This is a genomic window from uncultured Henriciella sp., from assembly GCF_964005855.1.
Taxonomy (GTDB): Bacteria; Pseudomonadota; Alphaproteobacteria; order Caulobacterales; family Hyphomonadaceae; genus Henriciella.
The window spans coordinates 37,947-63,367 of sequence record NZ_CAXFSW010000012.1 but is presented as its reverse complement, the minus strand read 5'-3'; the positions used below and the strand labels follow the sequence as shown (position 1 = coordinate 63,367).

Annotated in this window: 23 protein-coding genes; 8 read left to right on the top strand and 15 right to left on the bottom strand. The window is 60.5% G+C overall.

Annotated features, from left to right (window positions below; genetic code table 11):
* Positions 1–32: 32 nt before the first annotated feature.
* The 7 genes from rpoB to ABNU55_RS12045 form a co-directional block, all read right to left on the bottom strand.
* Positions 33–4,163 carry a DNA-directed RNA polymerase subunit beta gene (gene rpoB / locus ABNU55_RS12075; protein ID WP_290753864.1) on the bottom strand — a complete coding sequence of 1,377 codons (4,131 nt, stop codon included), beginning with the start codon at positions 4,161–4,163 and terminating at the stop codon, positions 33–35.
* A gap of 175 nt (positions 4,164–4,338) precedes the next feature.
* Positions 4,339–4,719 carry a 50S ribosomal protein L7/L12 gene (gene rplL, locus ABNU55_RS12070; RefSeq protein WP_290753866.1) on the bottom strand — a complete coding sequence of 127 codons (381 nt, stop codon included), beginning with the start codon at positions 4,717–4,719 and terminating at the stop codon, positions 4,339–4,341.
* A 64-nt stretch (positions 4,720–4,783) separates the two neighbouring features.
* The gene (gene rplJ / locus ABNU55_RS12065; protein ID WP_290753869.1) at positions 4,784–5,299 is read right to left on the bottom strand and encodes a 50S ribosomal protein L10; all 516 of its coding nucleotides are present in this window, start codon (positions 5,297–5,299) and stop codon (positions 4,784–4,786) included.
* Between the two features lie 420 nt (positions 5,300–5,719).
* Entirely contained in the window at positions 5,720–6,421 is a 702-nt protein-coding gene (rplA, locus tag ABNU55_RS12060; RefSeq protein ID WP_290753872.1) for a 50S ribosomal protein L1, read from the bottom strand.
* Positions 6,422–6,425: 4 nt separating this feature from the next.
* Complete coding sequence (gene rplK / locus ABNU55_RS12055) at positions 6,426–6,869, bottom strand: 50S ribosomal protein L11 (protein ID WP_290753874.1); 444 nt, start codon at positions 6,867–6,869, stop codon at positions 6,426–6,428.
* Positions 6,870–7,076: 207 nt separating this feature from the next.
* Positions 7,077–7,868 (bottom strand): M48 family metallopeptidase, encoded by a 792-nt coding sequence (locus ABNU55_RS12050; RefSeq protein WP_290753876.1) that lies wholly within the window; start codon positions 7,866–7,868, stop codon positions 7,077–7,079.
* Positions 7,869–7,979: 111 nt separating this feature from the next.
* On the bottom strand, positions 7,980–9,221 hold the full coding sequence (locus ABNU55_RS12045; RefSeq protein WP_290753879.1) for a hypothetical protein: 1,242 nt from the start codon (positions 9,219–9,221) through the stop codon (positions 7,980–7,982).
* Positions 9,222–9,399: 178 nt separating this feature from the next.
* Between ABNU55_RS12045 and ABNU55_RS12040 the strand changes: the two genes are divergently transcribed.
* Positions 9,400–10,212 carry an RNA methyltransferase gene (locus ABNU55_RS12040; protein ID WP_290753882.1) on the top strand — a complete coding sequence of 271 codons (813 nt, stop codon included), beginning with the start codon at positions 9,400–9,402 and terminating at the stop codon, positions 10,210–10,212.
* A 10-nt stretch (positions 10,213–10,222) separates the two neighbouring features.
* Positions 10,223–11,110 (top strand): class I SAM-dependent methyltransferase, encoded by an 888-nt coding sequence (locus ABNU55_RS12035; RefSeq protein WP_290753885.1) that lies wholly within the window; start codon positions 10,223–10,225, stop codon positions 11,108–11,110.
* Here ABNU55_RS12035 and ABNU55_RS12030 read toward each other — a convergent pair.
* Positions 11,107–13,707, bottom strand: a complete 2,601-nt coding sequence (locus ABNU55_RS12030; RefSeq protein WP_290753888.1) for an ATP-binding protein — start codon at positions 13,705–13,707, stop codon at positions 11,107–11,109. The genes ABNU55_RS12035 and ABNU55_RS12030 overlap by 4 nt on opposite strands.
* A 359-nt stretch (positions 13,708–14,066) precedes the next feature.
* Between ABNU55_RS12030 and ABNU55_RS12025 the strand changes: the two genes are divergently transcribed.
* From ABNU55_RS12025 to ABNU55_RS12015, 3 genes are all read left to right on the top strand, one after another.
* Positions 14,067–15,896, top strand: a complete 1,830-nt coding sequence (locus ABNU55_RS12025) for a L,D-transpeptidase family protein (protein WP_290753891.1) — start codon at positions 14,067–14,069, stop codon at positions 15,894–15,896.
* Between the two features lie 6 nt (positions 15,897–15,902).
* Entirely contained in the window at positions 15,903–16,784 is an 882-nt protein-coding gene (locus tag ABNU55_RS12020) for a D-Ala-D-Ala carboxypeptidase family metallohydrolase (RefSeq protein WP_290753894.1), read from the top strand.
* A 68-nt stretch (positions 16,785–16,852) separates the two neighbouring features.
* On the top strand, positions 16,853–17,719 hold the full coding sequence (locus ABNU55_RS12015) for a tellurium resistance protein TerC (protein WP_290753897.1): 867 nt from the start codon (positions 16,853–16,855) through the stop codon (positions 17,717–17,719).
* A 17-nt stretch (positions 17,720–17,736) separates the two neighbouring features.
* On the opposite strand, the gene ABNU55_RS12010 is transcribed toward ABNU55_RS12015, so the two are convergent.
* Complete coding sequence (locus ABNU55_RS12010; protein ID WP_290753900.1) at positions 17,737–18,681, bottom strand: FliM/FliN family flagellar motor C-terminal domain-containing protein; 945 nt, start codon at positions 18,679–18,681, stop codon at positions 17,737–17,739.
* Positions 18,682–19,065: 384 nt separating this feature from the next.
* Positions 19,066–19,482: an RNA polymerase-binding protein DksA gene (gene dksA, locus ABNU55_RS12005; RefSeq protein ID WP_290753902.1), complete on the bottom strand. Its 417-nt coding sequence runs from the start codon at positions 19,480–19,482 to the stop codon at positions 19,066–19,068.
* A 241-nt stretch (positions 19,483–19,723) separates the two neighbouring features.
* Here dksA and ABNU55_RS12000 point away from each other — a divergent pair, with 241 nt between their 5' ends.
* Positions 19,724–20,995, top strand: a complete 1,272-nt coding sequence (locus ABNU55_RS12000) for a hypothetical protein (RefSeq protein WP_348764380.1) — start codon at positions 19,724–19,726, stop codon at positions 20,993–20,995.
* A gap of 26 nt (positions 20,996–21,021) precedes the next feature.
* Here the strand turns inward: ABNU55_RS12000 and ABNU55_RS11995 are convergent, their stop codons facing one another.
* The 3 genes from ABNU55_RS11995 to ABNU55_RS11985 are packed head-to-tail and all read right to left on the bottom strand — an operon-like array spanning position 21,022 to position 22,384.
* Complete coding sequence (locus ABNU55_RS11995; RefSeq protein WP_290755327.1) at positions 21,022–21,663, bottom strand: MarC family protein; 642 nt, start codon at positions 21,661–21,663, stop codon at positions 21,022–21,024.
* Positions 21,664–21,681: 18 nt separating this feature from the next.
* Positions 21,682–21,975: a hypothetical protein gene (locus ABNU55_RS11990; RefSeq protein WP_290755330.1), complete on the bottom strand. Its 294-nt coding sequence runs from the start codon at positions 21,973–21,975 to the stop codon at positions 21,682–21,684.
* 16 nt (positions 21,976–21,991) lie between these two features.
* The gene (locus ABNU55_RS11985; RefSeq protein WP_290755333.1) at positions 21,992–22,384 is read right to left on the bottom strand and encodes a flagellar biosynthesis repressor FlbT; all 393 of its coding nucleotides are present in this window, start codon (positions 22,382–22,384) and stop codon (positions 21,992–21,994) included.
* A gap of 179 nt (positions 22,385–22,563) precedes the next feature.
* Here ABNU55_RS11985 and ABNU55_RS11980 point away from each other — a divergent pair, with 179 nt between their 5' ends.
* Complete coding sequence (locus ABNU55_RS11980) at positions 22,564–23,433, top strand: MoxR family ATPase (RefSeq protein ID WP_290755335.1); 870 nt, start codon at positions 22,564–22,566, stop codon at positions 23,431–23,433.
* On the opposite strand, the gene ABNU55_RS11975 is transcribed toward ABNU55_RS11980, so the two are convergent.
* Positions 23,430–24,164, bottom strand: coding sequence for a TlyA family RNA methyltransferase (locus tag ABNU55_RS11975; protein WP_348764379.1), 735 nt, complete (start codon positions 24,162–24,164; stop codon positions 23,430–23,432). The two genes, ABNU55_RS11980 and ABNU55_RS11975, sit on opposite strands and share 4 nt — an antisense overlap.
* A gap of 92 nt (positions 24,165–24,256) precedes the next feature.
* On the opposite strand from ABNU55_RS11975, the gene ABNU55_RS11970 reads away from it, so the two are divergent.
* A complete protein-coding gene (locus tag ABNU55_RS11970) occupies positions 24,257–24,880 on the top strand; it encodes a superoxide dismutase family protein (protein ID WP_290753934.1) in 624 nt (207 codons plus the stop codon).
* A gap of 75 nt (positions 24,881–24,955) precedes the next feature.
* On the opposite strand, the gene arfB is transcribed toward ABNU55_RS11970, so the two are convergent.
* Complete coding sequence (gene arfB / locus ABNU55_RS11965) at positions 24,956–25,390, bottom strand: alternative ribosome rescue aminoacyl-tRNA hydrolase ArfB (RefSeq protein WP_290753931.1); 435 nt, start codon at positions 25,388–25,390, stop codon at positions 24,956–24,958.
* Between the last annotated feature and the right edge of the window lie 31 nt (positions 25,391–25,421).

Here is a 25,421-nt window from a genome sequence, read left to right as displayed (position 1 = left end):
GTCTCTAAGAGACACGATTGCCATGCGGCAGCCTATTCAGCTGCCACCGGCGATTCATCATCGTCATCCTCATTGGCCTCGATCAGCTCAACGTTGAGACCCAGCGAACGCATTTCCTTGATGAGCACGTTGAACGATTCCGGAATACCGGCCTCGAATGTGTCATCGCCGCGGACGATCGCCTCATAGACCTTGGCACGGCCGGCCGTGTCGTCAGACTTCACGGTCAGCATTTCCTGAAGCGTGTAGGCAGCGCCATACGCCTCAAGTGCCCAGACCTCCATCTCACCGAAGCGCTGGCCACCGAACTGCGCCTTGCCGCCCAGCGGCTGCTGGGTAACGAGCGAGTATGGGCCAGTCGAACGGGCGTGGATCTTCTCGTCCACCAGATGGTGCAGCTTGAGAAGATATTTGTAGCCCACCGTGACCTTGCGCTTGAACGCTTCGCCGGTCCGGCCGTCGAACAGCGTCACCTGACCGGATGCATCCAGCCCTGCCCGCTCCAGCATCTCGACGATGTCGGCTTCGCGCGCACCGTCAAAGACCGGTGTCGCAATCGGCACGCCATTACCGAGATTGGAAGCCAGCTCGACGATTTCCTCGTCGGTTTCCGGCAGCTCGTCACCTTCACCATAGACCCGCTGCACGGTGTCGCGCAGCGCCTTGTTGTCATGGTTCTCATTCCACTCATCGAGCGCATTCTGGACGATGCGGCCAAGACCATTCGAAGCCCAGCCCATATGCGTTTCCAGGATCTGCCCGACATTCATCCGCGACGGCACGCCGAGCGGGTTGAGCACGATATCGACCGGCGTCCCGTCTTCGGTGAAAGGCATGTCCTCGGCCGGGTTGATCTTGGAGATCACACCCTTGTTGCCGTGACGGCCGGCCATCTTGTCGCCCGGCTGAAGCTTGCGCTTCACGGCGAGGAAGACCTTCACGACCTTCATCACGCCCGGCGGCAGGTCGTCGCCCGACTGGACCTTGTCGACCTTGTCATTGAAACGCGCTTCAAGCTCGCGCAGGGAGTCGTCGAAGCGGCTCTGGAGCTGATCAAGTTCGCCCTGTGCCTTTTCAGACTTCAGCGCAATTTCCCACCACTGGCTCTCGCGAAGCTCGTCGAGGGCCTCATCGGTGATCTTGCCGGTCTTGAAGCCTTTCGGGCCGGCCGCAGCGTCCTTGCCGACAAGAAGTTCACGCAGGCGCGCATAGGTGTTGCGCTCCAGAATGTTCTGTTCGTCTTCCTTGTCTTCCTGCAGCTGCTCGATCTGCTCGCGCTCAATTTGCAGGGCACGCTGGTCCTTGTCGATGCCGTGGCGGTTAAACACACGCACTTCAACGACCGTACCGGAACCACCCGGCGGCACACGCAGCGAGGTATCGCGAACGTCGGATGCCTTCTCACCGAAGATGGCGCGCAGGAGCTTTTCTTCCGGCGTCATCGGGCTTTCGCCCTTCGGCGTGACCTTGCCGACGAGAATGTCGCCGGCTTTCACTTCAGCACCGACAGCCACGATCCCGGCCTCATCGAGGTTGCGCAGGGCTTCCTCGCCGACATTCGGGATGTCGCGGGTGATCTCTTCCGGGCCGAGCTTGGTGTCGCGAGCGGCGATCTCATACTCTTCCAGGTGGATTGACGTGAAGACGTCGTCTTTCACGATCCGCTCTGAGATGAGGATCGAGTCCTCGAAGTTGTAGCCATTCCACGGCATGAACGCGACGAGCACGTTGCGGCCGAGCGCCAGTTCACCAAGATCGGTAGACGGGCCGTCCGCAATAATGTCGCCAGCCTGCACCTCGTCGCCCACGCGCACAATCGGGCGCTGGTTGATGCAGGAGTTCTGGTTGGACCGGCGGAACTTCGCCAGGCGGTAGATATCAACGCCGGACTTGGCAGAATCGATATCCTCGGTCGCACGAACAACGATACGCGTCGCATCAACCTGCTCGATCACACCCGCACGGCGCGCGACGACCGCCGCGCGGCTGTCACGGGCAACCACCGCTTCCATGCCGGTACCGACAAAAGGCGCTTCCGATTTGACCAGCGGCACAGCCTGACGCTGCATGTTCGAGCCCATCAGGGCGCGGTTGGCGTCGTCATTTTCAAGGAAGGGAATGAGGGCTGCAGCGACCGAAACGACCTGTTTCGGCGACACGTCCATATATTCGACTTCCTCCCGCGGGACGAGCGTCGCTTCGCCGTTCACGCGGGCGTTGACGAACTCATTGTCCAGCTCGCCATTGTCGTTGACCGTGGCGTTGGCCTGCGCGATCGCGAAGCGGTGCTCTTCCATGGCGGAGAGATACACCACCTCATCGGTCAGCTTGCCCTTCTCGACCTTACGGTACGGGCTTTCGATGAAGCCATACTTGTTCACGCGCGCATGGGTGGCGAGCGAGTTGATCAGGCCGATATTCGGGCCTTCCGGCGTCTCAATCGGGCAGATACGGCCATAGTGTGTCGGGTGAACGTCGCGAACCTCGAAGCCTGCGCGCTCACGGGTGAGACCGCCCGGGCCAAGTGCCGAAAGACGGCGCTTATGGGTGATTTCCGACAGCGGGTTGGTCTGGTCCATGAACTGCGACAGCTGCGAAGAGCCAAAGAATTCACGCACCGAAGCCACAACCGGCTTCGCATTGATCAGGTCGTGCGGCATGACCGTGTCGATATCGACAGAGGACATGCGCTCCTTGATGGCGCGCTCCATGCGCACCAGACCGATGCGATAGTTGTTCTCCATCAGCTCACCGACAGAGCGGACGCGGCGGTTGCCGAGGTTGTCGATATCGTCGACTTCGCCCTTGCCGTCCTTGAGGTCGAGGATGACCTTCATGACGCCGACAATGTCCTCGCGGCGCAGGGTGCGCATGCTGTCTTCAGCCGGCTCATAGTCGCCGAGCGCCATATTCAGGCGCATGTTCATCTTCACACGGCCAACCGCGGAAAGGTCGTAGCGTTCGCCATCGAAGAAGAGCTGGTTGAACAGTGCGTCAGCCGCTTCCTGCGTCGGCGGCTCGCCCGGCCGCATGACGCGGTAGATGTCGGACAGCGCCTCGAAACGCGTCTCGTTCTTGTCCGCCTTCAGCGTGTTGCGCAGCCACGGGCCACGGTCGGCGCCGTCGATGTTGAGGATTTCGACCGACTTCTGCCCCTGCTCGCGAAGCTCTGCAACGAGCTCCTCAGTCAGGACGTCGCCAGCTTCACCAAAAATCTCGCCGGTTTCGCGGTTGACGATATCGCGGCCGAGGAACTTACCCTCGAGAGCCGTGGATGGAACGAGAAGCTCGTCCGTACCGCCCTCAACGATCCGCTTGGCAGCGAGCGCTGTGATCTTGCGATCCGCAGGCGCCACAACCTTGCCGGTCTTCGCGTCAACAAGATCATAGCTTGGCTTCTGTCCCTTCCACGCTTCCGGGCGGAAGCCCATGATCCAGCCGCTCTTGTCCAGCCGGTAGACCGAACGGGTGTAGAAGAGGTCGATGATCTCGTCTGTGTCATAGCCGAGCGCATACAGCATCGTCGTCGCAGGCAGTTTGCGCTTGCGGTCGATGCGGATGTTCAGAATGTCCTTGGCGTCAAACTCGAAGTCGAGCCAGGACCCGCGATATGGAATGATCCGGGCCGCGAAGAGAAGCTTGCCGGACGAATGGGTCTTGCCGCGATCATGGTCGAAGAAGACGCCCGGCGAGCGGTGCATCTGGGACACAATCACACGCTCGGTGCCGTTCACGATGAACGTACCCTTGTCGGTCATCAGCGGAATATCGCCGAGATAGACCTCTTGCTCCTTGACCTCTTTGATCGATTTCGCGCCCGTGTCCTCGTCAATATCGAAGACAACCAGCTGCAGCCGCACCTTGAGCGGCGCTGCGTAGGTCAGGTCACGCTGCATACACTCCTGCACATCGAACTTCGGCGGCTCGAATTCGTACGAAACGTATTCAAGTGTTGCGCGCTCATTGAAGTCGATGATCGGGAAAACGCTTTTGAAGACACCGCCAAGACCATCATCGGTGCGCTCGGTGAGCGCCGTATGCATCTGCAGAAACTGCTCATAGGAGGAGCGCTGCACTTCGATGAGGTTTGGCATGTCGATGGCTTCGGGAATACGACCGAAGGATTTGCGGATACGTTTTTTTTCCGTGAAAGAAAGAGCCATCTTCTGTTCCGTTTCTTGCCGCCAACTCCGGCCCGCAGCATGCGGACACGGTGGCGGCTTGCCACCTGAAACGCGAGCACGCGGCGGACCCTCAACGGGATCCGCCGCGCTATTTACTCTACCGAAACAGCGCCTCGCGCAGACGCTGCCTCTTCATATGCAAGCCGGGACCGGCTTACTTGATTTCAACCTTGGCACCGGCCTCTTCGAACTTCTTCTTGAGTTCTTCGGCTTCGTCCTTGTTGACGCCTTCCTTGATCGGCTTCGGAGCGCTTTCGACGAGCTCCTTGGCTTCTTTCAGGCCAAGACCGGACACGACTTCGCGCACGACCTTGATGACGTTGATCTTCTTGTCGCCGCCGTCCACGAGGATGACGTCGAATTCGTCTTTTTCTTCAGCGGCTGCGCCGCCGGCGTCGCCACCGGCTGCCGGGCCAGCCATAGCCACGGCTGCTGCTGCTTTGATGCCGCGCTCTTCGAGATAATCGTTGAGCTCTTTTGCTTCGAGAATGGTGAGGCCGAGAAGTTCGTCACCAAGTTTTGCAATATCTGCCATTTGTCTGATCGACTTTCTTGTTCAGGTTTAGAGGTGTTCTGGTTTCGCGTTGGCTTATCTGACGCTATGCCGCTGCCTGCTCGCCAATGACCTTGATCGCTCCAGCAAGACCCTGGCCCGGCGCATTGACGCGCTGGACAATCTGGCTGGCCTGACCGGTCAGGCGGGCAACAATGGTTGCGATCATCTCTTCGCGCGATGGCATCTTCGCGAGGGCTTCGACGCCCGCGCTGTCCATCACTTCGGCGCCCATGACGCCACCGATGAGCTTCAGCTTTTCATTGTCTTTGGCAAACTCGGCGGTTGCCTTTGCAGGGACCGTCGGGTCTTCTGCATAGGCGATAGCCACCTGGCCAGAGAAGAGATCCTGAGCCGCATCGCCGCCCTTGCCCTTGAGGGCAATCTTGGCAATCCGGTTCTTGACCACTTTAAGCCGCCCACCCTGCTCTCTGAGCGTGGTGCGCAGCTTCGTCAGTTCCGCAACGCTCAAACCGGTATAATGCGTGACGACAACTGCACCGGAATTCTCGAAAACTGTTTCGAGCTCCGCCAGCGCCGCCTGCTTTCCAGCTTTATCCATTACGGTTCTCCAGTTAAGGCGTCCGGCCCATCCGGGCGCCCGGGAATTCGCCTTCGTCGGATTGCTCCGCTTCCAGCGCCTGCCCAGGGCCTGGCGATACCAGACTGGCCGAAACCTGAATTCCGACAGCCTCTAATACTCGCCTCACCCCGTCTATCATGGGATTTCTGTGCCCTAAGGACGCGACCCATGGTCTTGGACAGGAAAACGGGAGGCCCCCGATTTGGTCGGTGATCTCCCGTCAAGAGGGGTCTGTTAACGCGGAATACACAGGGTCGCAACCCCCGGCACGCACAATTTCTCATGCCCGGGACACGCTCTCCTCAGCTCCAGAGAAGATATCGCGCCGCAGCCCGAAACGCAAACGCCCGGACCTGCGAGAGGTCCGGGCGCTCGATTTTCAGTCGCTTTATTTGCGCTCTAGGCGGCGGCGATCGCCTCATTGGCGTCGACCGTGATGCCCGGGCCCATCGTGGAAGACAGCGCGATCTTCTTCATATAGGTGCCCTTGGCGCCCGATGGCTTGGCCTTCATCAGGGCATCGACAAACGCCTTGAAGTTCTGCTCGAGCGCATCTTCGCTGAAGCTTGCCTTGCCGATGCCGGCATGGACGATGCCGCGCTTCTCGACGCGGAACTCGACAGAGCCACCCTTCGCGTCGGCAACGGCCTTTGCGACATTCGGGGTAACCGTGCCGACCTTCGGGTTCGGCATCAGGCCGCGCGGGCCAAGAACCTTACCCAGACGACCGACGACAGCCATCATGTCCGGGGTCGCGATGACCCGGTCGAAATCCATCATGCCGCCCTGGATCTGCTCCATGAGGTCCTCGGCGCCAACGAAATCGGCGCCGGCTTCCTTGGCCTCTTCAGCCTTGGCATCGCGTGCAAAGACCGCCACGCGGACGTCCTTACCGGTGCCGGAAGGCATAGAGACCATGCCACGGACCATCTGGTCGGCATATTTCGGATCCACGCCCAGGCTGACGGCGACTTCAATCGTCTCGTCGAACTTGGAGGTCGCATTCGATTTCACGAGAGAGATGGCTTCAGAAACGCCATAGATCTTCTCGGCATCCACCGCACTGTAAGCGGCGCGATATCTTTTTCCGTGCTTAGCCATGTTCTTAGTTCACCACATCGAGGCCCATCGACTTCGCAGAGCCCTTGATGATCTCTGTTGCGGCGTCGAGGTCCGTTGCATTGAGATCGACCATTTTCGCTTCGGCGATCTCGCGGCACTGGGCGATCGTCACCTTGCCGGCGACGTCCTTGCCCGGCTGCTTGGCACCTGAGTTCGGCTTGCCGATCTTCAGGCCTGCAGCTTTCTTCAGAAGAACGCTCGCAGGCGGCGTCTTCGTGGTGAAGGTAAAGGACTTGTCCTGATAGTAGTCGATCACGACGGGGATCGGCAGGCCCTTCTCCATGTTCTCGGTCTTCGCATTGAAGGCCTTACAGAACTCCATGATATTGATGCCGCGCTGACCGAGCGCAGGACCAACTGGCGGAGACGGGTTGGCCGAACCGGCCGGGATCTGGAGCTTGAGCTGCCCCAGCAATTTCTTAGCCATGTCATCCTCTCTGGCTTGTTACGTGGCCGGTGGTCTTTCGATCCGGCCGCCTGGTTTGAGGCCCCGTGGTCCAGCCCGGTGATGGTCTTTCCCACCGGCACTTCCCACAAGGTATCTCGCCCGGCGAGGGGCGAAGCGCGCGGTACACACGAAAAGACCCGGCAGGTCAAGCCCGCCGGGTCAGCTCTGGCACCTGATCAAAAGCGCCTAGTAGCCCTTCTGCTGGATGTATTCGCGGATGCGCTGCTGGCGGATATCTGGATTGGGGTGTGTCGACAGGAAGTCGGCGGTACGCTGGCTGTTATTCTGCTGCATCACTTCCCACAGGCGGATCGCAGCGCGTGGATCATAGCCCGCACGCACCATATAATCGACGCCGGCGAGGTCGGCTTCCAGCTCGGCATTGCGGCTGTACGGCAGGACAACGCCCAGATTAGCGGCCACACTGCCGAGCGCGTTCACCTGATTTGCGCTGACGCCAAGACCGCTATTGCCCGCGGCGGCCGCACCAACCTGAACGGCGGCCGAAGCGGCGGCCTGACGGGTCGCGCGCTGATTGGCGTGGCGATAGATGGCGTGCGCGACCTCATGGCCGAGAACCGCTGCGAGCTGGTCGTCATTTTCGACCACATCGAGCAGGCCGGTATATACGCCGACCCGATTGCCCGGCATCACGAACGCATTCACGTCATCCGAATTGAAAACCTGGACATCCCACTGTTCACCGGCTTTCGGCGATGCGGCGGCAATCCGGCTCCAGACACGCTGAACGCGCTGATATTGCGGGCCCGAATTCAGTGTCGGCGTCTGGGCGCGAAGCTGCTGCCAGGCCTGCGCGGAAGCCTGAGAAAGCTGTGCGTCGTCATAAGCGGCAAATTGCTGTTCGCCAGTATAGGGGTTCACGCTGCACGCTGTGGCTGCAAACGCGAGCGAGGCGGCGAGCCCTGCGAATGTCCGTCGCTCGAATGAACCTGCCCGTTGCGGTTTGGCTGTTGTCATTGACCCGTCCCTTTCCAGTGTCATGCGATGTCATGAATGGCGTTATATGTAACCTGCATGGCCTAACTCTCAAATGAAGACTTCGTTCACCGGCGATCAACACGAAAATATCTAGCCCACCAGCTGGCGCGCCTGGCTGATCCAGCCCTCCCGCCTCGCCTGTCCGTCGAGGTCGAAAGCCTCATCCACCCAAGCGAGGTTTGCGGGCGTCCATTCAGCAATCTGGGAAAAATGCCAGACCCCGATTTCATTGAGCTTGAGCTCGATTGAAGAGCTGAGGCCGGAGAGCCGGGTGAGGTCGTCGGCCGCCCCTTCAGGAGCTGGCCGCGACGGGGGGCGGAGAGGCTTTTCTTCCTTCGTCTGCTGCGCTGCAGCCGGTTGCTGCGCCGCGCCCGCAGAGGCCAGCGCGGACATCGGACTGGTGAAGCGGGGGCCTCGGACGGCGAACCGGTCCGGTCCAGCGTTCGCCACCTGAGCAGAATTTGGCTGCGCAGGCCGCGGCGATGGGCGCGCGGGTTCAGACGCGCGAACAGGCTCAGGAGAGTTGCTTGCAGGGGCCGCAGATTGGTCGGTAACTTCCGCCCTTCTAACCTGCACCGCGCCTTCGGAAGGCTGGTCCAGATAGGCGAGCCGGCTTTCCAGATACCGGTTACGCCAGCGCAAACGGGCAACTTCTTCATCACGCTTGCTCGGTTCGCTTTCATCTGGGGCATCTGGACGCGCCGCCATCGAAGAGTCTGCCTCCTCCGGCGCAGCGGACCGGACTGCCTGCAGCCTGGCCTGCAGCGCCTCGGCCCGCATGACCAGATAGCGTGTCAGATACGCCTCCTTGCTGAGGGTACTTTCGCTCGGGCCAGTTTCTGCAGGCTGGAGCGTCTCAGCGTCAGCCTTTTCCTTCGCCATATGATGGAGTCGCAGCTCCACATCGTGAATCCGCTCTTCCAGATACTCATTGCGAGCGATGAGCGCATTACGCAGCGATGCCTCTTCCCCCGCGCGGCTGGTAGACGACGCCGGCGCACCCGCCTCTGCCTCAGTCTTGGGACGCTCGGCTCCCGCTTCCCGGAGCGCGGCAAGCTCTGCCTGGAGGCGTTCGACCTCAGCCTTCAGTGCCGGGTCGGCCCCTTCGGCGACGGCAGCCTTGGTCTGCGCCTTCCATTTACGCTGCGCGGCAAACAGGCTGTCGAGCTCATCCTTGGTCTGTTGCAGTTCCAGAAGTGCAATATCCCGGTCCACAATGGCCCGCTGCTCCTCGGGCGACTTCTTCAGGCCCCGAAGGATCCACGCCAGCCCAAAACCAAGCAGCAATGCGCCAGCAAGCACATACCATACATATTCATGAACCAGGGCCATCAGATCGGCTCTCCATGCGGGCCGGATTTTCACCGCGCCGAATTTCCACTCACCTCAGCTCATGCGCGGCTTCGGCACGGGCGAGGTTGAGCAGCGGTCTTGTCTTGATTCTGCCAGCAGACCGAACCATGGCGCGCGCGTCAATTGTCTTGCGCGAAGTCTGTGCTAAAGCGCGCCCATGTCATCGAACCTCGAAACAATCTCCAGCACGGGTAATCCGCTGGTCAAGATGCTGCGCAGCCTGGAGCGCAAGAAGGGCCGGAACGAAACCGGTCTCTTTCTGGCTGAGGGCGCGCGCCTTGTTGAACAGGGCCTCTCTGCGGGCTGGTCGCTCGACAGTCTGGTCGTCTCCGCCTCCAGCGCAGAGCGGGCCTTCGTGCGCGACCTTGTCGACAAGGCCGCCCGTTCAGGCGCCCGCACCGTGCAGGTGACGGACAGGCTGGCCGGTCAGATCGCCCGTAAGGACAATCCGCAGGCCGTGATTGGCGCCTTTCGCCAGACTCACCCTGCCCTCGAAGACCTCACCGTTCCGGAGACCTCGCTCTGGATCGCTCTTTATGAGGTCCGCGATCCCGGCAATCTTGGCACTATCCTGCGCACTGCCGACTGCGCCGGGCTGTCGGGCGTGCTCCTGATCGGCCAGTGCTGCGATCCCTATAGCGTCGAAGCCGTCCGCGCCTCGATGGGATCGATCTTCGATATTCCTTTCGCCCGCGCGAGCTTCGATGCGTTCAACACCTGGCGCACAGGCGCCGGCCTCTCTGTTCTTGCCGCCAGCGTGAACGGCACGGTCCGCCACACCGATGCCGACATGTCAGGACCGAGCGTCATCCTGATGGGCAATGAACAGGCCGGTCTGCCGGATGCTGTCGAGGCCAAATGCGACACGCTCTGCCTGATCCCGATGCGCGGCGGTGCCGACAGTCTCAACCTCGCTCAGGCGACGGCCGTCATGACCTATGAAGCCTGGCGCCAGAGAGACTTCAAATAAGAGATTTCGCATGAAGTACGAACAGACCCTCTTTCTTGCTGACAACTGGGACGACTACGCCCTGCTCGACAGCGGCGATGGGCTCAAGCGCGAACGTTTCGCCAGCCAGACCGTCATCCGCCCGGACCCGCAGGCCTTCTGGCGCCCGCGCCAGCCGGTCGATACATGGAAGGCGGATGCCTGGTTCGATGCCAAGGCCGGGGACGATGAACGCGGCCAGTGGCGACGGCTCAATCCCAAGGCGCCGGACACCTGGCCTATGACATGGGAGGGTCTTAAATTCGAAGCCCGGCGCACGCCTTTCCGGCACATGGGCGTCTTCCAGGAACACTCGGTACACTGGGCTTTCGCGAAGGATCAGCTCAGGAAAGCCGGCCGTCCGGCCAAAGTGCTGAACCTTTTTGGCTACACCGGGCTGATGTCGCTGGCCTGCGCGCAGGCAGGCGCCGAAGTGGTTCACCTGGACGCCAGTCCAAAATCCAATGGGTTCGGCAAGGATGCGCAGACCATGTCCGGTCTGGATGACCGCACAATCCGCTGGATTGCGGATGATGCAATGAAATTCGTCGCGCGTGAGCAGCGCCGCGGCAACCGGTACGACGCGATCATCCTCGATCCCCCGAAGTTCGGACGAGGCACGAAGAATGAAACCTGGCGCTTTGAGGAAGACCTTCCCGGCCTGCTGGATGGTGTCGCAGAGCTATTGGTGGAAGATCCGCTCTTTGTCGTCCTGACCGCCTATGCCGTCAGACTCTCGCACATTGCGCTGGCCCAGGCGCTGGGAGACCGTCTCGAGCCATTTGGCGGGCGCATAGAGATGGGCGAGATGGCCCTTCCGGAGGAGAAGACCGGACGCATGTTGCCCACTTCGATCTGCGCCCGCTGGCGGGCGGATTAAGCCGCCTCACGCTCCTTGCGCACTCCAAGCTGCTGCTTCACCCGCTCGGCGAGCTGGCGCACATTGAAAGGCTTGGGCAGGAAGGAAATCTCGCGGTCGTCATCGAGTTTCTTGGCGATGTCCGGATCCGCATAACCGGAAACGAAGATGACACGCGCATGGCCGAGATAGTCCTTGGCCTCCCGGATCAGGGTCGGCCCGTCCATACCGGGCATGACCACGTCTGAAACAATCAGATCAAACGTCCCTGGCGCATCCTCGAGGATTTCCAGGGCTTCCTCGCCATCGCCAGCCGACTCCACTTCATAGCCGCGCGAGATGAGATGCATGACGGCAATGTCGCGCAGCCCCTTTTCATCCTCGACCAGCAGGATACGTCCGCGCCCGGAGATATCCATTGGCCGTCTCTCCTCGGCCTCCTCCACCGGCGTGTCTTCTGCGGGCTGCGGAATATCTTCTTCCTTCAGCGCCGGCAGATAAATCTGGAAGGTCGTCCCCTCCCCCACTTTGGAGATCGGGCAGATAAAGCCTTCCGACTGTTTGACGATGCCGTAGACCGTGGCAAGTCCAAGCCCGGTACCAACGCCCACATCCTTGGTCGTGAAGAAAGGCTGGAAGATCTTGTTCAGGATATTGGCCGGGATGCCGCAGCCGGTATCGGCCACCTCGATCAGCAGATAGTCACCCTCGTCTACATAATGAAAGCCCTTGTCATGGGCATCCTTGGCGGTGGCCGCCGAAGTGCGGATCTCCAGCGACCCGCCTGCCTGCCCAGATAGCAGCATCGCATCGCGCGCATTGGTGACAAGGTTGATGATGACCGTCTCCAGCTGGTTCAGGTCGGCCTTGATGTAAGGCAGGTTCCGGCCATGCACCGTGTTGAACTCGATGCGTTCATCGAGGATCTGGCGCAGGAGGATCGAGAACTCGGACAGGAAGTCCGTCGCATTCACGATCTCGCGCTTGAAGGTCTGCTGGCGGGCATAGGCCAGCAGCATGCGCACCAGATCCTTCGCGCGCACAGAGAATTCATAGATGCTCTTGATGTTCTCATAGTCGGGATCGCCTACCGGATGGCGCGTCATCAGCTCATCATTGTTCAGCATGATGCCCGTCAGAACATTGTTGAAATCATGCGCCACGCCGCCGGCAAGCTGCCCGATGGCCTGCATCTTCTCGCCCTGCGCCAGACGGACTTCGAGATCCTTCTGCTCCGTCATGTCGATGATATAGGCAACTGAGGGCTGTCCGGCGCTGTCGAGCGACACAAACACATTGACGCTACGCGCCGGCTCGCCTGCAAGCTTCAGCCCCACCGGTTTGTCGACCGCATCGAGCAGCTTCGCCGCGATTTCGTCCGCGTCGGTCTCATCATCCTGGGCAAAAAGGTCGGCGAACCGCGAGCCGTCTTCGCAGTTGACCGCAATCTCCCGCAAGGCGCGGTTGGCGTTGCGAAGCACAGCGCTCTCGACGCTGGCGCCTTCCAGCCGGGCCGCGCCGAAAGGGGCTTCGTTAAACATCGGATCGCCATCGGCCGCCGGCGGGCGCGCCGCCATCGGCGCACTGAAACGGCCCTCGCGCTCTCCACCACCAGCCAGCGCCGCCGGCAGTAGAAGTGTGCGCCCCTGCGCATTGATGCCCTTGCCAGACCAGGTCGTAATCGCCTGCATCGGCATCTCTACCCCATCCCGCGTGCGCATCATGATGCGGGCACGGCCCGGCAGGCCGCTCTTCCTGTCCTTGCCCAGCATACGGACAAATTCCGGCCGCATGACATCGTCCAGACGAACATTGCGCGCGGTCTCAGGAAGGCCGATCAGTTCACGTAGCCACTTGTTGGCATAGCTGATCCTGCCATCCGGGCGCGCCGCAAAGAAACCAACCGGTGCGTCCTCGACATAGAGTGACTGGACATCCGTTGTTCCGCCGGCCGCCTCAGGCGCCGCGCTGACTTCGCGCAGCCGCCACATGACACGTCCTCTCGGCAGCGGCGCCACGGTCGCTTCATACTGGACGGTCTCTGTACTGGTGCCGATCGTCATCGCCGGAAGGGTCTCATGACGCGCTTCATTTGCCTTCGCCGCGCGTGACAGCCGGAAAACCGGAGCAGCGAGACCGGGCATGGAGGAGAACAGACGGTCAAAGGAAACAGGCGCCGCGGTCTCCTTCATGCTGGACAGCACCTGGCGTGTCAGCTCGCTATAGCGTGCATTCGCCGCAATCGGCGCGCCGCCCGGATCGGCAACCAGCACAGCCTCATCCAGCGCCTCGATCCAGCCAAAACGGGGGCCTGCTTCTGCAACCGCCTGCGCCGCTGCCCCACGCTGCGGGAACAGACCAAGCTTGCGGCCAGCGCCCTTCAGGACCCAGAGGAGAAAGACCATGCCGCCCGCAGCCATGGAAATGAGAAGCATCGGTCCCAGTCCACCGACCGCATCAGGCCAGGCTATGGCAACGCTTGCGGCGGCGACTGAAATGAGAAGGCATCCCCAGAAGAGAAACTGTAGAAGGTCTGCCCGGCTCATCATTTCAGTCTCGTCGTGCTCCGCGGCAAGCGGTTCGGCGAGGTTTTCGCTATCGGTCACATGATCGGTCATTTCGCCTACTCCCGGCGGGCGCCGCCCGATTGGGCCGCACTGATTCGTTTCACACATGATAGCGCCAAAGCCGCCCCGTGCGCAGGCAGCCTCAGCGCCGCAAATCCCGTTCAACCTGCCACGGCAATGGTTAATGTTTTTGAAAGAAGAGTTAATTTTTGGCCTTCACTCGCGCGCCCGAGCTTTGCGGGCAGACTGGCGGCGATCAGCCTTTTCATCTGCGTGGTGGCGAGATTTGAGGGCTTGACACGCAAAAACCTGCCTCTGGTTCCCAGCATTTGCAGAAAACTTTGTCGGGAACGGCCTCGCTTCCAACACCGTTGCAGGAGCAACAGTTACAGAACGAACAGGGCCTCCCCATGAAACCCCTTTTCCTATCCTTGATCCTCGCCTCGGCATCGCCGGTTGCTCTCGCACAGCAAGGTGACGCAGGCGCCATACGCACTCTTACCGCAACCGAGCAGGCCTCGATGGCTGGTGCTACCGTAAAGGCACCTCTTCCGAACGCGATTGAACAGGCCGTTATGGCTGACTGGTTCGAGACCGAGTTTGGTGACGATATCGACAAAAGTGTCAGCGAAGCCGCGCGCCGGGCCTATGTTCAGACCATGTTCGAGCCGGTCTGGACCCGCGAAGGCGCCAAAAGCCTTCAGGATGTTTCGGCAGACCTGTTCAAGCACGGCCTTGCCGCGGACGAAGTCCTCGAGGAAGACCTCAATCGCCTCATCGACCAACGCTTTTCTTCCTCCGATAAAGACGCTCAGGCAAAGGCAGACCTTGCCCTTTCGGCAGCTTGGCTACGTATCGCGGCGGCTATCAGCGGCGGACTTGCGGATGAAGGCGAAGCTGCGAAGCCGCGGATCTCCACCGCCAATTATGCCCTTATCCCTGAAAAGCTGATTGAAGCCGGTCAGGGCGGCAAGCTGAGTTTTCAGGATTTTGAGTCGAGCTATCCGCAATATGCAGCACTGAAAGGTGCGCTCGCCCACTATCGCGATATTCGCGATCAGGGCGGATGGCTCGCAATCCCCGAGGGCGAGACGCTGGAGCCCGGTCAATCTGATCCGCGCGTTCCCGCCATTCGCGAACGCCTGGCTGCCGAGGGTTTTATTGAAGATAAGGCAGAAGACCGCGAGCCGATGATGTTTGCCGACGCTAGCGACCTTCAGACCGTTTCGATGCAGGAACGCGCGCCTGAAGCCGATGGCGACGCCAAGACCGGCCTCATCGCGGCAAAGGCGACACAAAAAGATCCGAACCTGTATTCGGAAGACCTTTCCGCGGCCGTCGAGACGTTCCAGCAGCGCCATGGCATCAAGGTTGACGGCGTTGTCGGCCCGAACACGCTGCAAGCCCTGAATGAAAGCGTCGACTCCAAGATCGCACGTATTGCCGATTCAATGGAACGCTGGCGCCAGCAGGGCCCGGCAGACGCGAAATATGTCTGGGCCAACATCCCCTCCTATACGGTCGAAGGCTGGAATGGGACGACACGCGAAATCGCTATGAAGTCCATTGTCGGCATGTCCAGCCGTCAGACGCCCACCTTCAATGACGAGATCGAGTACACCGTTGCCAATCCCCGCTGGTATGCGCCCGTCAGCATTGTCTCAAAGGACAAGCTGCCGAAGCTGCAACGTGATCCTTCCTATGCACAGCGCGCCAATTTCAAGATCTATGACCGCGCCAATGGCGAGCAGGTCAGCGCCTATAATGTAAACTGGAACGATCCGTCTTCGGCCAGCAAGTATCGTCTTGTGCAGCAACCGGGCAGCAATAATGCCCTCGGTGAGCTCAAGATCATCTTCCCGAACCAGTATTCGGTCTATCTGCACGGCACACCCGGCAAACACCTTTTCGACCGCGCGGAACGCGCCTTCAGCTCTGGCTGTATCCGCCTTGAGCACCCAGACCAGATGGCAGAATGGGTCGCGGGTCAGGATTCCGAAGAGCGCGCCCGGGAAGTGAAGGACGCGCTGTCGACGACTACCAATCAGCGCATCGACTTCGAAAGCCGTCTGCCGATCCACATCACCTATATGACGGTGACCGTGAACGATGACGAGACGGTGAACTTCTGGCGCGATATTTATGACCGCACAGAAGGCATCAAGCAGGTTGAAAGATCGGCCCCGCTCGGTCAGACCGCCTCGGTGAACCAAGAGCAATCATCGACAGACCGGGGTTAGACCTTGATGCTGGAAACGCTGCTGACAGCTACATTTCTACAGCTTTCGACTTTTACCGGCGCGGCGCCAGCCGTGCCGGTTTCTGTCGGCGGCAAACCCGTGCCGCACGATATCTGGCATTATATGGCGCTGCCGGGCGACACTATTGAGCTGACCGTGCCTGCCGGCATGGCCGCCTATCTGGACGATACCCGGCTTGAAAATGCGGCCAGCTTCCCTGCCCCCGAAAAACCCGGAACCTATGCGCTGGAAATCCGCAGCCTTCAGGGCGAGGTGAAAAACAAGATTGCGCTCTTTGTGCTGGAACCAGCCGACCAGGTCGATGGCTCTGGCCGGGTCAATGGGTTCCGTATGGGCAAATATCCCCAGGATACACCGCTCGGCTATATCCGCCTCGATGAGGGATATGGTGACGTCAACGTCTCACCTAGTTTCCGGATCGGCCAGTTCTTGTGCCATCAACAGCCCGACCACTGGCCAAAATACCTTCTTATCTCAAGCACCAACCTCGAACGCCTCGAATTGCTTCTCAAGTCACTGAATGATGACGGCATCACGGACGCAGACACCTTCTTCGTGATGAGCGGCTTTCGTTCGCCGTTCTACAATACGGCAATCGGCTCTGCGACGCTGTCGCGTCACATGTATGGCGACGCGACGGACATCTATGTCGATGTGGCCCCGCGCGATGGCGTGATGGACGATCTAAACCGGGACGGAACCGTCGATAAGGCCGATGCCGACTTCCTCTACGACTACGCACAGGAACTGTTCGCCGCCACAGAAGGCATCTCTCAGGGCGGGCTTGGCAGCTACAGCGCAAATGCCGTCCACGGCCCTTTTGTTCATGTTGACGGGCGCGGGCGCGCCGCGCGGTGGGGCCGCTAGGTCCTGTACGCGGCGCCGATAAAGACAACACACCAGGCCATTAAGGCCGACAACCAGCGGGGGCAGTCATGCCAGACATTTTCGGTGACCTTTTCACACTGAGTGGGTTTTTCACCTTGCTCATGCTGCTTCTGCTACAGGCCGTGCTCGGCTTCGACAACCTTCTCTATATCGCGATCGAATCCAAACGCACTGGCGAGCATGCTTCGAAAGTGCGCCGCTGGGGCATTGGCCTCGCCATGCTGTTCCGGATTATCCTGCTGATCGTGATCGTCAGCCTGTTCGGCCTGCTCGCCGAACCACTTTTCGCACTCGATATCCCCCGTATCATAGATGGGGAATTTACCCTGCAGTCGCTGGTCACGCTCGTGGGCGGCAGCTTCATCATCTACACGGCAATCAAGGAAATCCACCACCTCCTCACAATCGATGAGGTGGGCGGTCACCACAAGAAAGAGAAGAAATCCGTCACCCAGGCGATCCTCCTGATTGTGACGATGAATGTCGTCTTCTCTTTTGACTCCATTCTGTCCGCGATGGCGATTGCCAATGTGAAGGAGGTCATCGATGGCGTAACAGAGACGCGCTACCAGGTCACCATCATGACCATCGCCATTCTCGCTTCCGGTGTTCTCATGATCCTGATGGCCGATTATGTAGCCGACTTCCTGCAGAAAAACCGGATGTATGAGGTCCTCGGCCTCTTCATTCTATTCCTTGTCGGTGTGCTGCTGGTGACCGAAGGGGCCCATCTTGCCCACATGCACATCTTCACCTTCGAGATTCTCGCCATGTCCAAGTCGAGCTTCTATCTCGTCGTCGGCGTACTGATCATATCGGACATCATCTCCACCAGCTTCCAGAAACGTCTCTGGGCCCAGCGGGAGCAGGAGTTGCGCAAGGGCGGCAAGAAGGTCAGCTCAGCGGATCATTAGTCCCGCGGAAGCCGTCATCAGGCACACCGGCGCACGCGTACAGCCATCCTGTCGCCCTTGCGCCCGACATCGCCTTCATAGGCCACCCGGCCGTCGCGCCCGCCGGACAGAAGCTCGACAGGCTGGTCGGCTGGCAGGCCAAGCAACAGTGTGTCGCCGGCCTTCAGCGCCGAGACCCGGCTCACTGGCACGCTCAGGGATGCTATCCTTGCCGTCAGCAAGGCTGTGCCCTCTCGCGCCCCTGCCTTCGCACGCGGCTTTTCTGCTGGCTGCCGTTTACCCTCGGAGGTGAGCGACCACAGCGCAGCTGTGCTCGCGCGTCCTGAGGCGTCGACGTCAAAACGGTACCGGGTCCCGCAATCGGTTGAGAGAAGCGACATCACATAGGTCGGGTTCGTCTCGATAGCGACGAGCGAGATCCCTTCGCCGAGCATCCGCGCAAAGGGTGAGAGAAACTGTTCAAGCAGGGCACAGTCAATGACGCTTAGCCGGCGTGGACGTGGGTCGGCCTCAAAGGTCAGCGCACCGCAGGCATTCGCGATCAGATGGTCGCTCAGTGCCGCGCTCAGCCGGATGACGTGGGTCACATCGCCCGTCTCATCACCGAAGGTCGCGAACGCGCCCCCTTCTTCCTCGCCCGTTTCCTTGAGAAGCTCTCTCTTTGACTGGAAATCACCAGCCGAATTGAGGCTGACCGCCGCCTTTAGCCCGGCCGACTGGCCGAACGCTCTTGAGAACCGTGCCGCAAAACGCTGGCCCTCAAGGCGGTTCTTGTCGACAGGCGGCTCAAGCTCCTCATCGAAACCGCGCGGCGCGCCGCCCTCATCGTTGATGCTTGGCAGGTCGGGGCGCAACAGTGCCTGAATCTCCTCGCGCGAGAGGATGCCCCGCGCGGTCGGCACCTTGAAATCGGGGGCTTCCGGCAGTGGCGGCGGCGCGCTCACATTGGGAACCTCCCTCATGACAGCTCGCTCTCTGCGTGCAGACATGGACCAGTCCTCTTCGGTACTTTCTGTATCGTTCATAGGAACCCCGGATCAGCCCCTCCCGTTCTGGGCTGCGCTGGTTAATGAAGCGTTAGTGTTTTGGAGTCCGCCTGCACCAGAATCGGTCTTTGCGAGCCTTTTTTCGCAGAAAAGGTAAACAGCCCGGGAAAACGGGTTAACGCTCCGCAGCTGAAATTAAGCTCACCGCAATATTCCGGTAATCTTTGATTCGGATTCCCGTGGCAGTTTCAGACCTAACGGACCGGCCCTTACAAAACCGCCGGGCGTTGGGTGATAAAAAACGGCAGGGCCTCATGGCTCTGCCGTTTTCAATTCCAGACGATCAACAGGCCGGCTGGATCAGTCGTCGCGAACGGTACGTTCCTTACGCTCGTGACGCTCCTGGGCTTCCAGGCTCAGCGTCGCGGTCGGACGCGCTTCCAGACGGCGCAGGCTGATCGGCTCGCCCGTCTCGTCGCAGTAACCATAAGTGCCTTCATCGATGCGGCGCAGCGCGGCGTCGATCTTGGAGATCAGCTTGCGCTGGCGGTCACGGGTGCGCAGCTCAAGCGCCTTGTCGCTTTCAGAGGAGGCCCGGTCCACAATATCAGGCAGATTGCTCGAATCTTCCTGAAGATTGTTAATCGTCGATTTGGTGCCGGCGAGGATATCGTTTTTCCACTCTTCGAGGCGCATCCGGAAATAGGCCTGCTGGCGTGGGTTCATGAAATCTTCATCGTCGGACGGGACATAGTCATTCAGTTTGGTATCGGCCATGGTTTCCATACCTCCCACTGGCGCGGCCTATATAGCGTGTCGCCCGGCTGCGCAATCCGGCAATACATTATCCTGAGTAGACACGGGCGCACATGAACGCGGTCTGAATCCTGCAAGCCCAGTGCCATGTGCGGTGGAGACTGCAGCCCCTTGCGGACAGGCCAGCGGCTGTGTCCTATAGCGGCTCGGGGGAGACGGGCTCAGGGCCCGCTTGGTTCAGGTTTTCAACTCAGGTCGGCAAATGGCCCGCTATCACAGACGCAGGCAGGCAGATCAGAAAGGGACGTGGCGCCAGGCGCTCGTCTTCAACAGCCTGCTCGTCATACTGGCCGTGCTCGCCAGCCGCGTCCTCGTTAACGCTTATTCGCCCCAGGCCTTTGGTGGCATTGCAGACGTTGAGGCGCGCGACGAAACCCGCCGGGAGATCGACCGCACCTTCGAGACCATTGTGCCGGACGGTGTGCCTTCGCGTGTTTTCTGGGCCGATCAGATCGCCGAACAGCTGACCATGCGCGATCTGTCCGCCGCCCGGGGCTATCTGCTGGCCGCCCCCACCATGCTGAGTCGCAATGACCGGCGGGCTCTCATGGCGGCCTTTGCCGCAGAAGAATCCGGCAGCGAGGACGACCGGCTCACCCGGGCGGGCCTTCTCTTCCTGCCCAATGATGTGCGCGCCAACTATCAACGCGCGGTAGAGCGCCCGAATGTCCAGCTTCCACAAACGCCGCCCGCAGATGAGATGTCCGGCGCGACTGAAAACGAAGCTTATGATGACACCGGCCCGCCACCAACCTTGGAGACCGGAACCCACGCACACCTGGCAGGCCTGCCAGCCGGATTTTCCATGATCGGTGACCGCGCAGACCTTGTCCGGCGTTCCCAGCAATGGGTGAACGGCGATCCCGTCGACACCATGCAGCTACGCCTCGGCGCCATCGCGCATCTCGGTCTGCAGCAGGAGGGTGGCGCCCCCGCCTATCTTTCGGGAATATCTGTGCTTCGTGCGGCCGGGCGAGCCGGCCGCCTCGACGAGGCATATCTGGATTATCTGCGCGAACGGGTCGAAGCCGCCCTTCCAGAGGAGACCGCGCGCCAAGAGCTTCGTAGCTCCGTCTCAGCCGTTCTGCCCCCGCGTGAGCGCCAGCAGCAGGTGCTTGAGGCTTATCGGGACGCCGTCGACGCCGAGGGGCTTTCGCGTCTGGAGCGCGATCTTGGCTCCATCTCAGCCATCGCTGCCCACACCAGCCCTTCAGGCGCCGTCGCCCTGGTCGAACTCGCCCGCTCTCCTGAAGACATGCGCAAGCTGGAGCTCGTTGCGCTCTCCGGCAGTGACCGCGCGGTTGCGCTTGCAAAGGAAATCGGCCCGCGTCTTACGGGCCTAGCTCAGCTCGGAATCAGATGGTCCACCGGCCTGGTTTTCCAGATCCTCGGCGTCGTCGCCATCTTTATCGCGCTCGGCTGGTCAAGCTTTTCGGCTCTCTATCGGCTGCCCCTGAACGGGCACCGCTGGTAATTTTCAAGAAAGGCCCTCAGCGGGCTCTAGACTGCTGCGAATGCGCCCTGCAGCCCGTCGATCAGCAATTGCACAGAGAGCGCGGCCAGGATGACACCGAAGATCCGTGTGATCGCGCCGGCAATACTGTCGCCCATGGCTTTTACAAGCGGGCCGGCGATCATGAAAACGAACAGGCAGAGCAGCATGTTGGCGCCGATTGCGGCCAGCACGACAGCCTGCGTCATCCAGTTGGCCGCCTCCGACATGAAAAGCATGGCGGTCGCGATGGATCCGGGCCCGGCCAGCATCGGAATACCCATCGGGAAGACCGAGACGTCATCCAGCGTCTCATGTTCTTCAAGATACTCGTCCGCACGCGTCTCACGCCGCTCGGTGCGTTTTTCGAAAACCATGTCCAGCGCGATCAGGAAGAGAAGCGCGCCGCCAGCCGCCCGGAAGGCGTCGATGGTGATATGCAGCTGACGCAGCAGCCAGGTGCCGAAAAAGGCAAATCCGAAAATGATGATGGTCGCAACCAGCACGGAGCGCCACGCCATGGTCCGCCGATAGTGGGGATTCCCCTTCGCCGTCAGCGACGCAAATACGGGCGCCACACCGAGGGCATCGATGAGCACGAAGAAGGTCACGAAGGACGCAGTAAATACGGAGACGAGATCGCCAGTCATGGCAGCGCCATATAGGGCCTATTTCAGCGCGTCCAGTATCTCCCTGACGCGGGGATGCAGGGCTGGCTTGTCTAGGCGCATATTCGCGGGGCGCTCCACGTTCTCTCCGGCGGCCAGCATGGTGATAAGGCGAAGCCCCCTGGCGCGCTGTAGCAGGGCGGCAAGTTCGCACGTTTCCAGCGCTTCGAGGGCGATGCCGTCTTCTACCTCAATTCTGACAGGCGCCGAAACTTTGCCTTTCTCCAGCGCTTCTATCGCGGCCGAAAGGTCGCTCAGTATTGTCGTCTGGTCGGTATCGGAAGAACTGGACATAATGGTTGCTCGGCTTTCAGGCATGGTCCGCCTCTGCAAGAACAGTTTTCAGAAGCTTCCGGCAGCCACCCAGCGCCTTGTAAAGATCGCCTGCGGCAACGAGCTGCGCGATTCTGAGTACGGCGTCGCGCTCAGTCTGGTCCGTACTCTTTTCAAGAAGATCGGTCAGGGCAGTGATCGCCGCATCATAGAGCTGGCCCGACGTCTCACCAACGATATACATCTGCATCAGGGCGAAATAGGCCGCATCATGAGGGGTGAGGACATCTTCAGGAAACATCACATCGCGCTCACGCAGGATGCGCGCTTTGGTTTCAAGCAGCATCGTCCCACGCCGTTCGCCATTGCGAATGACAGCCTCGTTCACGACCACGGCTTCGCCGGGTTTGAGTGAAAGTTTCAGCGGCATATTCCGCGCGCTCCCCGTTCCCCACATTCGATATGGCAGATTTAATACGAATTGTAAGGTTAATATCAATTGAAAGTGCCCCAATTTGGCACGATTGACGCCAAGTTATGCGACTTGGGACGGTTGCCCTTCGTCATCCTGTCCTTATCATCGCGCGTGGAAACGAATTGGAGAAATGCATGCGCTTCGAAGGCACACAGGACTATGTTGCAACCGAGGATCTGCGCGTTGCCGTCAATGCGGCTATCGCGCTTCAGCGTCCGCTTCTGGTGAAAGGCGAGCCGGGCACAGGCAAGACGGTGCTTGCCATCGAGGTCGCCAAGGCACTGGGCGTCCCGCTGATCGAATGGCACATCAAATCCTCGACCAAGGCGCAGCAGGGCCTCTACGAATACGACGCCGTCTCACGCCTTCGCGATGGTCAGATGGGTGAAGAGCGCGCCAAGGACATCTCCAACTATATCAAGAAGGGCAAGCTCTGGGAGGCGTTCACCTCCGAGGAGCGTCCGATCCTTCTGATCGACGAGATCGACAAGGCCGACATCGAATTCCCGAACGATCTTCTGCAGGAACTCGACCGTATGGAGTTCTATGTCTACGAGACCGACGAAACCGTGAAGGCCAAGCAGCGCCCGCTCGTTATCATCACCTCGAACAATGAGAAGGAACTGCCGGACGCATTCCTGCGCCGCTGCTTCTTCCACTTCATCAAATTCCCGGACGAGCAGACGATGAAGGAAATCATCGACGTCCACTATCCGGGCATCAAGAAAAAGCTCGTCGCCGAAGCGCTCACCACCTTCTATTCGATGCGCGAAGTGCCGGGCATGAAGAAGAAGCCATCCACCAGTGAGCTTCTCGACTGGCTCAAACTCCTCATGAATGAGGACATCGACCTCGAGACCATGAAGGAGCAGGATCCCGACAAGCTCACCCCGCCGCTGCATGGCGCGCTTCTAAAGAATGAGCAGGATGTCGCCCTGTTTGAACGCCTTGCCTTCCTCTCGCGCCGCGAGAGCGGTGGCGGACGCCGCGGCCCGGCAGGTTAGGCTTTCACCGCATGAATGAGGCGTTCGGCATTGCCGTCGCCTCCCTTGATTGGGCTGTCAGTGCGCGCACTGACAGCCCATTTCATATCGGCCAGCCAGTCGCAGAAAGCGGTCTCCGCCCGCTCAACGGCGGCCTGATCGCTGACCAACCCGCCCTTGCCGACATAGGCCCGCCCGACCTCGAATTGCGGCTTGAACAGGGTCACCAGGTCTGCGCCCTCCCGCGCGAGCGACAGGGGCACGCCCAGAAGCTTCTGAAGCGAAATGAAACTGGCATCGCAGACAATGAGCGATGGAGGCGAAGTCAGCATATCCCCCGTGAGGTGGCGTGCGTCAGTGGCCTCCAGAGACGTCACGCGAGCGTCAGCGGCGATCCGCTCATGCAGCTGTCCGCGCCCGACATCGACGGCCAGGACACTAGCTGCACCCCGCTGCAGAAGGACATCGCTGAAGCCTCCGGTCGAGGCGCCTATGTCCAGGCAATGGCGGCCCGCCGGATCAACGCTGAATACATCCAGCGCGTGAGCGAGCTTCAATCCCCCCCGTGAGACATAGGGGTGCGCTGGCTCGGCCTCGATCCGGTCGCCTTCGCCAATCCTGGCCGACGGCTTGGCGAGTGGCACGCCATTCACACGAACGCGGCCCGCGGCAATGGCCGCCTGGGCCGCCGCTCGGCTGTCAAAATGTCCAAGCTCAACCAGAATTCTGTCTGCGCGGTCGCGATTTCCCATCGATCCGTCTCGCCGGAACACGAGTTCCATTTAGGTGTTGGTATGTCTAACCTGATTGCAAGGTCCGGACACAAACACCAAGGAGAATCTCCATGAGCCGCTTCCTAGCCCTTTCCGCCGCAACCGCGTCCATCGCCGTTGCCTTTGCCTGCAGCCAGCAGACCTCAAACGCCCAGGAAGAGGCGCCAACGCCGCCTGAATCCGGCGAGACCGTGCAGGCTGAAACCCCGCCAGAGATGCCGGAAGGTGATGGCCAGCAATCCATTCCCTCCATGATGCGCGCCACGGGTGAGCTGCTCGGCGATGATGGCAATGCCATCGGCGACATCAATCTTGTCGAAGGCCCAAATGGCGTCCTGATCGAAGTCACGATTGAGGATGGCTCCCTGACAGAGGGCTGGCATGCCATCCACCTTCACCAGACCGGCGATTGCAGCGATACCGGTGAGTACAAGGCGTCGGGCGGCCATATTGGCAAGATCGAAGGCGGCCATGGCCTGCTGAATACAGAAGGGCCGGAGCCGGGCGATCTGACGAATCTCTATGTCGCCTCCGATGGCTCAGCCCATTACGAGACCTTCACCAATTACGTGTCGATGTCCGACATCCTTGATGATGATGGCAGCGCCGCAATCATCCATGAGGGCCGCGACGACCATATGAGCCAGCCGATTGGCGGGGCCGGCGGCCGCGTCGCCTGCGCCGTGATCGAATAGGCGTCAGAACAGCATATCCATATGGAAACGCCGTCCCTTTGGGGCGGCGTTTCTTTTATGACCTGCGCCGTCTCCTCATCCCTTGGGATCCACTTTCCCGCGCAGGGCTTTTTTCTCGCCGGTTTCTTTCTTGGCCTTGATCCGCCGCTCGACGGAGCCGCGCGTCGGCCGCGTCGGGATACGGCGCTTTTTCCGCCGCGCCGCCTTGGCGATCATAGAGGTGAGCCGCTTGCGCGCTTCCTCCCGGTTACGCGCCTGCGAGCGGTGCTCGCTCGCCTCCACGATCACGTCGCCCTCCTTCGTCATGCGGTTCTTCCAGATTTGCCGGAAGCGCGCCTTGATGCGGGAAGGAACAGAGGACGCGTCGACATTCCAGCGTAGCTGCACCGCGCTGGACGTCTTGTTCACATTCTGCCCGCCGGGCCCCGAAGAGCGCGTGAATGTTTCGACGAGCTCCCAGTAAGGGACTGTAATCTCGTCGTTTATTTCGAGGTCTTGTTGTCCGGCCATGATGAAGGACCTGTTCAGCTAGGGTTCAAGC

Coding starts and splice junctions, on each gene's coding strand:
- rpoB (WP_290753864.1), bottom strand. CDS start 4,163: ATGGCTCTTTCTTTCACGGAAAAAAAACGTATCCGCAAATCCTTCGGT.
- rplL (WP_290753866.1), bottom strand. CDS start 4,719: ATGGCAGATATTGCAAAACTTGGTGACGAACTTCTCGGCCTCACCATT.
- rplJ (WP_290753869.1), bottom strand. CDS start 5,299: ATGGATAAAGCTGGAAAGCAGGCGGCGCTGGCGGAGCTCGAAACAGTT.
- rplA (WP_290753872.1), bottom strand. CDS start 6,421: ATGGCTAAGCACGGAAAAAGATATCGCGCCGCTTACAGTGCGGTGGAT.
- rplK (WP_290753874.1), bottom strand. CDS start 6,869: ATGGCTAAGAAATTGCTGGGGCAGCTCAAGCTCCAGATCCCGGCCGGT.
- ABNU55_RS12050 (WP_290753876.1), bottom strand. CDS start 7,868: ATGACAACAGCCAAACCGCAACGGGCAGGTTCATTCGAGCGACGGACA.
- ABNU55_RS12045 (WP_290753879.1), bottom strand. CDS start 9,221: ATGGCCCTGGTTCATGAATATGTATGGTATGTGCTTGCTGGCGCATTG.
- ABNU55_RS12040 (WP_290753882.1), top strand. CDS start 9,400: ATGTCATCGAACCTCGAAACAATCTCCAGCACGGGTAATCCGCTGGTC.
- ABNU55_RS12035 (WP_290753885.1), top strand. CDS start 10,223: ATGAAGTACGAACAGACCCTCTTTCTTGCTGACAACTGGGACGACTAC.
- ABNU55_RS12030 (WP_290753888.1), bottom strand. CDS start 13,707: ATGACCGATCATGTGACCGATAGCGAAAACCTCGCCGAACCGCTTGCC.
- ABNU55_RS12025 (WP_290753891.1), top strand. CDS start 14,067: ATGAAACCCCTTTTCCTATCCTTGATCCTCGCCTCGGCATCGCCGGTT.
- ABNU55_RS12020 (WP_290753894.1), top strand. CDS start 15,903: ATGCTGGAAACGCTGCTGACAGCTACATTTCTACAGCTTTCGACTTTT.
- ABNU55_RS12015 (WP_290753897.1), top strand. CDS start 16,853: ATGCCAGACATTTTCGGTGACCTTTTCACACTGAGTGGGTTTTTCACC.
- ABNU55_RS12010 (WP_290753900.1), bottom strand. CDS start 18,681: ATGAGGGAGGTTCCCAATGTGAGCGCGCCGCCGCCACTGCCGGAAGCC.
- dksA (WP_290753902.1), bottom strand. CDS start 19,482: ATGGCCGATACCAAACTGAATGACTATGTCCCGTCCGACGATGAAGAT.
- ABNU55_RS12000 (WP_348764380.1), top strand. CDS start 19,724: ATGGCCCGCTATCACAGACGCAGGCAGGCAGATCAGAAAGGGACGTGG.
- ABNU55_RS11995 (WP_290755327.1), bottom strand. CDS start 21,663: ATGACTGGCGATCTCGTCTCCGTATTTACTGCGTCCTTCGTGACCTTC.
- ABNU55_RS11990 (WP_290755330.1), bottom strand. CDS start 21,975: ATGTCCAGTTCTTCCGATACCGACCAGACGACAATACTGAGCGACCTT.
- ABNU55_RS11985 (WP_290755333.1), bottom strand. CDS start 22,384: ATGCCGCTGAAACTTTCACTCAAACCCGGCGAAGCCGTGGTCGTGAAC.
- ABNU55_RS11980 (WP_290755335.1), top strand. CDS start 22,564: ATGCGCTTCGAAGGCACACAGGACTATGTTGCAACCGAGGATCTGCGC.
- ABNU55_RS11975 (WP_348764379.1), bottom strand. CDS start 24,164: ATGGGAAATCGCGACCGCGCAGACAGAATTCTGGTTGAGCTTGGACAT.
- ABNU55_RS11970 (WP_290753934.1), top strand. CDS start 24,257: ATGAGCCGCTTCCTAGCCCTTTCCGCCGCAACCGCGTCCATCGCCGTT.
- arfB (WP_290753931.1), bottom strand. CDS start 25,390: ATGGCCGGACAACAAGACCTCGAAATAAACGACGAGATTACAGTCCCT.